This is a genomic window from Streptomyces sp. UH6 (genome assembly GCF_013421635.1).
In the GTDB taxonomy this organism is placed as follows: Bacteria; Actinomycetota; Actinomycetes; order Streptomycetales; family Streptomycetaceae; genus Streptomyces; species Streptomyces abyssomicinicus.
Map to the genome: position 1 here is coordinate 1 of NZ_JACADT010000213.1, position 7453 is coordinate 7453.

A 7453-nucleotide genomic window follows, 5' to 3' on the forward strand; every position below is an offset into this window, starting at 1 on the left:
AACCGGCGGCGTCTGGCCTTGGCCGCGGAGGCCTCGGCGAGGGCTTCCCAGTCGGGCCCCCCTGATGCGTCGGTGCCGCCCTGCGACCACGGCTGAGGCGCGACGGCGTCCGGCTGCTGCGATTGGGGCTTCCAAGGGTCCCACTGCTGTGGCCCAGGCCCCCCCTGCCCATAACTCATGCCGCGCATCCTAGACGGGCCGCCGCGCGGGGCGTGAGGCGCGGGCGTTTTGACCCATGGGCGGGGCGGAGGGTAGCCTGCATGTTCGTTGTGTATTGGCTTGCTCATTCTCACGGGACGGGCCCTTACACCGGTCCACCGGGCCGATGACCAGCGACCAGCACGCGGTATGCGTCACCGCAGTGCGGTCAGGGCTGTCGTGATCGCTTCGGTGACCTTGTCTAGGACCATTCACTGAAGATAGCGAAGGCCACGAACCGTGCGTACGTTCAGCCCCAAGCCCGGCGATATCACCCGCCAGTGGCACGTCATTGACGCCCAGGACGTCGTCCTCGGCCGTCTGGCGTCCACCGCTGCCTCCCTCCTGCGGGGCAAGCACAAGCCGATCTACGCGCCCCACGTCGACGCTGGTGACTTCGTCATCATCATCAACGCGGACAAGGTGCACCTGTCCGGCAACAAGAAGACCCAGAAGATGGCCTACCGCCACTCCGGCTACCCGGGCGGTCTGCGTTCGGTTCGTTACGACGAGCTGCTCGCGAAGAACCCGGAGAAGGCCATCGAGAAGGCCGTCAAGGGCATGCTCCCCAAGAACACCCTGGGCCGTCAGATGCTCTCCAAGCTGAAGGTCTACTCGGGCGAGAACCACCCGCACGCTGCCCAGCAGCCGGTTCCGTTCGAGATCACCCAGGTCGCGCAGTAAGTACGGCCACCCCCTAAGCCTGAAGAGAATCTGAGGAGAATCGTGGCCGAGACCACTGCCGAGCAGCCGCTCGAAGAGCTTGACATCGACAGCTACACCACCGAGTCCGAGGTCCCCGTCGAGGGTGAGTACACCTCGGAGTCCATGGCCTCCCGCTTCGGCGAGCCCCAGCCGGCCGCCGGCCTGGGCCGTCGCAAGAACGCCATCGCCCGCGTCCGGATCGTCCCGGGCACCGGCAAGTGGAAGATCAACGGTCGCACCCTCGAGGACTACTTCCCGAACAAGGTGCACCAGCAGGAAGTCAACGAGCCCTTCAAGGTGCTCGAGCTCGAGGGCCGCTACGACGTCATCGCCCGCATCGCGGGTGGCGGCGTCTCCGGCCAGGCCGGTGCGCTCCGTCTGGGTGTCGCCCGTGCGCTGAACGAGGCGGACGTCGACAACAACCGTGGCGCGCTGAAGAAGGCCGGCTTCCTGAGCCGCGACGCGCGTGCCGTCGAGCGCAAGAAGGCCGGTCTGAAGAAGGCCCGTAAGGCCCCGCAGTACAGCAAGCGCTAAACCCGGCGCTGCCTGTACGTACGGCAGACCCGCAGTACGTCCGAACGCCCCGGCGGCACTCACTTTGTGCCGCCGGGGCGTTCGTTTATCAGCGGCGACAGTCATATAAGGGAACAATGTGCTGTAAGGCTCATAGGGCCTCTGGTGCGGCGTTCGTCACGATGCAGAACTTCCGACGCGGCACCTGCGACGCAGCCCCTGCGGCGCAGCACATCTGATGCAGCACTTCTCTGGAGGACCAGTGGGACGACTCTTCGGCACGGACGGTGTACGAGGTGTCGCCAACGCGGACCTGACGGCCGAGCTCGCGCTCGGTCTCTCCGTGGCGGCGGCGCACGTACTGGCCGAGGCGGGCACCTTCGAGGGGCATCGCCCCAAGGCGGTCGTCGGACGGGACCCGCGCGCGTCCGGAGAGTTCCTGGAGGCCGCCGTGGTGGCCGGTCTCGCCAGTGCGGGCGTGGACGTGCTCAAGGTGGGTGTGCTGCCCACCCCCGCGGTCGCCCACCTGACCGGTGTGCTCGGCGCGGACCTCGGCGTGATGCTCTCCGCCAGCCACAACGCCATGCCCGACAACGGCATCAAGTTCTTCGCCCGCGGTGGCCACAAGCTGGCCGACGAGCTCGAGGACCGCATCGAGGCCGTCTACCGCGAGCACAGCACCGGCGCCCCGTGGGACCGGCCGACCGGTGCGGGCGTCGGCCGGGTCGGTGAACACCTGGAGGGCCTGGAGACCTACGTCGCGCACCTGCTCGGCGTGCTCCCCAACCGGCTCGACGGCCTGACGGTCGTGCTCGACGAGGCCCACGGCGCCGCGTCCCAGGTCTCCCCGGCCGCCTTCGAGCGGGCCGGCGCCCGGGTCGTCACGATCGGCGCCGAGCCGGACGGCCTCAACATCAACGACGGCTACGGCTCCACCCACCTCGGCAAGCTCAAGGCCGCGGTCGTCGAGCACGGCGCGGACCTGGGCATCGCGCACGACGGCGACGCCGACCGGTGCCTCGCGGTCGACCACACCGGCGAGGAGGTCGACGGGGACCAGATCCTGGCGATCCTCGCCCTGGCGATGCGGGAGCGCGGCGTGCTGCGCGCGGACACCGTGGTCGCGACCGTGATGTCCAACCTGGGCTTCAAGCTCGCCATGGAGCGCGAGGGCATCCAGCTCGTCCAGACCGCGGTCGGCGACCGCTACGTGCTGGAGGAGATGAAGGAGAACGGCTTCGCGCTGGGCGGCGAGCAGTCCGGCCACGTGATCGCCCTCGACCACGCCACCACCGGCGACGGCACCCTCACCGGCCTGCTGCTCGCGGCCCGGATCGCGGCGAGCGGACGTTCGCTGCGTGAGCTGGCCTCGGTGATGGAGCGGCTGCCGCAGGTGCTGGTGAACGTGCGCGACGTCGACAAGGCGCGCGTCTCCACCTCCGCCGAGCTGGCCGCCGCCGTGGACGAGGCGGAGCGCGAGCTGGGCACCACCGGGCGGGTGCTGCTGCGGCCGTCCGGCACCGAGCCGCTGGTGCGGGTGATGGTCGAGGCGGCCGACATCCACCAGGCCGAGTCGGTGGCCGGGCGGCTGGCCGACGTCGTCAAGTCCGCGCTGGGCTGACCCGGCCGGACGGGAGGGGCGGCGGGCCGGATGCGGCCCCCGCGCCCTTCATCGCCGTTTTTTCGGCCCCGCCTTTCCGCGCGGCCCTTCCGCGCGGCCCTTCCGCGCGGCCCTTCCGCGCGGCCCTTCCGCGCGATCCTCTTCGCGCCGCCCCTTCCGCGCCGCCTTTCCGCGCCGCACCGCTCGGCCGGTTCAGGGCGTGCCGGTGAGGGGGTGGCGGCGGAGTTTGCGGGACCAGCTCGCCTTCTGGACCAGCAGGGTCAGCGTGCCCGCCAGGACGATGCCCCCCAGGTTCACCAGGAGCTGGAGCGACGACCCCCACGCCTGCCCGTAGTAGTCGTACTCGAAGGCGACGGCGGCGTTGGCGGCCGCCGGGACCGTGGTGACCGAGATGGCGACGCCGACCAGGGCGCCCGACTTGGCCGAGGTCAGCGAGAGCATGCCCGCGCAGCCCGCCAGCAGGGCGACCACGAAGGAGAAGGCGTCCGGCGCGTAGATGAACGCGGTGTTGGGCCGCTTCGCCGCGAGCTGCTCGGCGCTGAAGAGGCCCAGCCCGGTCATCAGGAAGCTGAACAGCACCGTCAGAGCCATGGCCGCCGCGAAACCGCCCAGCAGAGCGATCAAGGAGCGCACCGCCAGCCGCGGCGCGGGCCTGACCAGTGCCGTGCAGAACCCGGCGAGCGGCCCGAACTCCGGGCCCACCGCCATGGCGCCCACGATCAGCACCGCGTTGTCCAGCACCACACCGCAGGCCGCGATCATGGTGGCCAGCGACAGGAAGGCCACATAGGTCCAGGAGAAGCTGGACTCCTCGTGGGTCGCCTCCTCCAGCTGGTCCCAGACCACCGCGTCGGCGCCCTCGCCGGGCGCCTCCTCCTCGGCCCGGTCCGCGTGCCGGGAGAGCGACAGGTCCAGGTTGTCGGCGCTGATGGAGCCCTCCCGGTCGAGGCCCATCGCGCGCAGCCCGGCGATCACCTCGTCGGCGGCCTCACGGGCGACGTCCACCGTCATCAGGTCGCCCGCCGGTTCCCTGGCCGCGCCGGGGAGGACGACCAGATGGGTGCAGCCGGCGGTCTTGCGGAGGAGTGCGATCACCTCGTCCGTCCGTCCGGACGGTGTGATCAGTCGCAGGTGCAGCATGCGCGGCAGACTAGCGGGCGGTGCTCAGAGTTTGCGCAGGCGCAGTCGCTGGACCTTGTGGTCCGGGCCCTTGCGCAGGACCAGCGTGGCCCGGCCACGGGTGGGCGCCACGTTCTCCACCAGATTGGGCCCGTTGATGGTCCGCCAGGTCCGCCGGGCGTACTCCAGGGCCTCCTCCTCGGAGACCTGGGTCCACCGGCGGAAGTACGACTCGGGGTTCTGGAACGCCGTGTCGCGCAGCCGGCGGAAGCGGTGCAGGTACCACTTCTCGACGTCCTCCGCCTTGGCGTCGACGTAGACGCTGAAGTCGAAGTAGTCGGCCAGTGCCACCCGGGTGCGGCCGTCCTTGCCGGGGAGGGCGGGCTGCAGGACGTTGAGGCCCTCGACGATCAGGATGTCGGGCCGGCGGACCGTCAGCTTCTCGCCGGGGACGATGTCGTAGATCAGGTGCGAGTAGACCGGCGCGGTGACCTCGTCCTTGCCGGCCTTGATGTCGGCGACGAACCGGGTCAGCGCCCGGCGGTCGTAGGACTCGGGAAAGCCCTTGCGCTCCATCAGCCCGCGCGCCTGGAGCTCGCGGGTGGGCAGCAGGAAACCGTCGGTGGTGACGAGTTCGACGCGCGGGTGCTCCGGCCAGCGGGAGAGCAGCGCCTGCAGCAGCCGGGAGACCGTCGACTTGCCGACCGCGACCGAGCCGGCCACCCCTATGACGAACGGTGTCCCCGACTGGGAGCCCTTCTCGCCGAGAAAGGTGTTCAGGGAGGACCGCAGGTTGTCCGTGGAGCGCACGTAGAGGTTGAGCAGCCGGGAGAGCGGCAGGTAGATGTCCCGGACCTCGTCCAGGTCGATGACGTCGCCGAGGCCGCGCAGGCGCTCGACCTCCTCCGCGGAGAGGGGGAGCGGCGTCTTGTCACGCAGCGCGCTCCACTCCTGGCGGGTCAGGTCCACGTACGGGGTCGCTTCCGGCCGGGACCGGTGGGCGCCGCCTGAGGGCATCGGGGAGGCCGGAGAGATCACAGTCCATTGTTACGGGCGTCCGTCCGGGCCGCGGGGTGGGGTGCGTCACTAGGACGGCGGTGGCGGCGGTCGTGCCTGGCGGGAGCGGAGTGGGGCGGCCCGGGTCAGGCACGGGTCAGGCGCGGCTCGGGCGGGTCTCGGGAGCGCCTCGGGCGGGCTCCGGCTGCGCTCCGGCTGCGCTCCGGCTGCGCTCCGGATGGGTTCCGGATGTGCTCCGGTGGTGGGGGCTGCGGGGAACCGCCGCTGACCGGGGCGTCGGGGAGGCCCGAACGGACCACGACCGGCCGCGCGGTCGCGGGGCCGCACCTAGGGTGTGAAACATGTGCGGAATTGTGGGATATGTGGGCCGTCAGGCGGCGTTGGAGGTCGTGACGGCGGGGCTGCGGAGGCTGGAGTACCGGGGCTACGACTCGGCGGGCGTGGCGGTCCTCGCCGACGGCGTGCTGGCGGTGGCCAAGAAGGCGGGGAAGCTGGTCAACCTGGAGAAGGAGCTCGGTGAGCGCCCCCTCCCGGCCGCCACCACCGGTTTGGGGCACACCCGCTGGGCCACCCACGGTGCGCCCAACGACGTGAACGCCCACCCGCATCTGGACGATGCCGGCCGGGTCGCCGTCGTGCACAACGGCATCATCGAGAACTTCGCGCGGCTCCGCGCCGAGCTGGAGGAACGAGGCCACCGCCTCACCTCGGAGACCGACACGGAGGTGGTGTCCCACCTGCTGGCGGAGGAGTACTCGGCGTGCGGCGGGCTCGCCGAGGCGATGCGGCTGGTGTGCCGGCGGCTGGAGGGCGCGTTCACCCTGGTGGCGGTCGCGGCGGAGGAGCCCGGGGTGGTGGTCGGCGCCCGGCGGAACTCGCCGCTGGTGGTCGGGGTGGGCCAGGGCGAGGGGTTCCTCGCCTCGGACGTGTCCGCGTTCATCGAGTACACCCGGGACGCCATCGAGCTGGGCCAGGACCAGGTCGTCGAGCTGCGCCGCGACGGGGCCGGCGCCCCGGGCGCCCCGGACGGGACCGGCGGGACGGTCGCGGTGACGGTGACCGGCTTCGACGGGCTGCCCGCGGAGGTGCGGGAGTTCCACATCGACTGGGACGCCTCCGCCGCCGAGAAGGGCGGCTACGACTACTTCATGCTCAAGGAGATCGCCGAGCAGCCCAAGGCGGTCGCGGACACCCTGCTGGGGCGGATCGACGGCTCGGGCCACCTCTCGCTGGACGAGCTGCGGATCTCGCCGGAGGAACTGCGCGAGGTCGACAAGGTGGTGATCGTCGCTTGCGGCACCGCCTACCACGCCGGACTGATCGCCAAGTACGCCGTCGAGCACTGGACACGCGTCCCCTGCGAGGTGGACCTGGCCAGCGAGTTCCGGTACCGCGACCCGATCCTGGGGCCACGCGCGCTGGTGATCGCCATCTCCCAGTCGGGGGAGACCATGGACACCCTGATGGCGCTGCGTCACGCGCGGGAGCAGGGATCCAAGGTGGTGGCCATCTGCAACACCAACGGAGCGACCATCCCGCGTGAGTCGGACGCGGTGCTGTACACCCACGCCGGGCCGGAGGTCGCGGTCGCCTCCACCAAGGCGTTCCTGACCCAGCTGGTCGCCTGCTACCTGGTCGCCCTGTACCTGGGCCAGGTACGCGGCACCCGTTCGGGGGAGGAGATCCGCGAGCAGGTGCGGGAGCTGTCGGGGATCGGCGGCGCGGTGGAGCGGGTGCTGGAGACGATGGAGCCGGTGCGGGAGCTGGCGCGTTCGCTGTCCTCCCGGAACACCGTGCTGTTCCTCGGCCGGCACGTGGGCCACCCGGTGGCACTGGAGGGCGCGCTCAAGCTGAAGGAGCTCGCCTACATGCACGCCGAGGGGTTCGCGGCGGGCGAGCTGAAACACGGGCCGATCGCGCTGATCGAGGAGGGCGTGCCGGTGGTGGTGGTCGTGCCCTCGCCCCGCGACCGCGCGGTGCTGCACGACAAGATCGTCTCCAACATCCAGGAGATCCGGGCGCGGGGCGCGCGGACCATCGTCATCGCGGAGGAGGGGGACGAGGCGGTGGTGCCCTACGCCGACCACCTGGTGCGGATCCCCGCCACGCCGCCGCTCCTCCAGCCGCTGGTGGCGACGGTCCCGCTCCAGGTGTTCGCCTGCGAGCTGGCGACGGCGCGCGGGAACGAGGTGGACCAGCCGAGGAACCTGGCGAAGTCCGTCACGGTGGAGTGACGGCCCGGCGGGCGCGCCCCTACGCCCGGTGCCGGTGCCGGTGCCG

6 protein-coding genes are annotated in these 7453 nt (G+C 71.2%); 4 read left to right on the forward strand and 2 right to left on the reverse strand.

Annotation, left to right across the window (positions count from 1 at the left end; genetic code table 11):
• Positions 1-438: 438 nt before the first annotated feature.
• The 3 genes from rplM to glmM all read left to right on the forward strand — a co-directional run bounded on the left by rplM (position 439) and on the right by glmM (position 3037).
• Positions 439-882, forward strand: a complete 444-nt coding sequence (rplM, locus tag HW445_RS13165) for a 50S ribosomal protein L13 (protein WP_151771757.1) — start codon at positions 439-441, stop codon at positions 880-882.
• 42 nt (positions 883-924) lie between these two features.
• On the forward strand, positions 925-1437 hold the full coding sequence (rpsI, locus tag HW445_RS13170; protein ID WP_151771756.1) for a 30S ribosomal protein S9: 513 nt from the start codon (positions 925-927) through the stop codon (positions 1435-1437).
• A 241-nt stretch (positions 1438-1678) separates the two neighbouring features.
• Positions 1679-3037, forward strand: a complete 1359-nt coding sequence (glmM, locus tag HW445_RS13175) for a phosphoglucosamine mutase (protein ID WP_180221210.1) — start codon at positions 1679-1681, stop codon at positions 3035-3037.
• Between the two features lie 192 nt (positions 3038-3229).
• On the opposite strand, the gene HW445_RS13180 is transcribed toward glmM, so the two are convergent.
• Positions 3230-4177: a DUF389 domain-containing protein gene (locus HW445_RS13180; RefSeq protein ID WP_180221211.1), complete on the reverse strand. Its 948-nt coding sequence runs from the start codon at positions 4175-4177 to the stop codon at positions 3230-3232.
• Between the two features lie 24 nt (positions 4178-4201).
• On the reverse strand, positions 4202-5194 hold the full coding sequence (gene coaA / locus HW445_RS13185; RefSeq protein WP_308799027.1) for a type I pantothenate kinase: 993 nt from the start codon (positions 5192-5194) through the stop codon (positions 4202-4204).
• Between the two features lie 320 nt (positions 5195-5514).
• On the opposite strand from coaA, the gene glmS reads away from it, so the two are divergent.
• The gene (gene glmS / locus HW445_RS13190) at positions 5515-7407 is read left to right on the forward strand and encodes a glutamine--fructose-6-phosphate transaminase (isomerizing) (protein ID WP_180221213.1); all 1893 of its coding nucleotides are present in this window, start codon (positions 5515-5517) and stop codon (positions 7405-7407) included.
• Positions 7408-7453 lie beyond the last annotated feature (46 nt).

Bases quoted from the DNA above. Each gene is read 5' to 3' on its own strand.
- glmS (WP_180221213.1), top strand. From the start codon at position 5,515: ATGTGCGGAATTGTGGGATATGTGGGCCGTCAGGCGGCGTTGGAGGTC.
- HW445_RS13180 (WP_180221211.1), bottom strand. From the start codon at position 4,177: ATGCTGCACCTGCGACTGATCACACCGTCCGGACGGACGGACGAGGTG.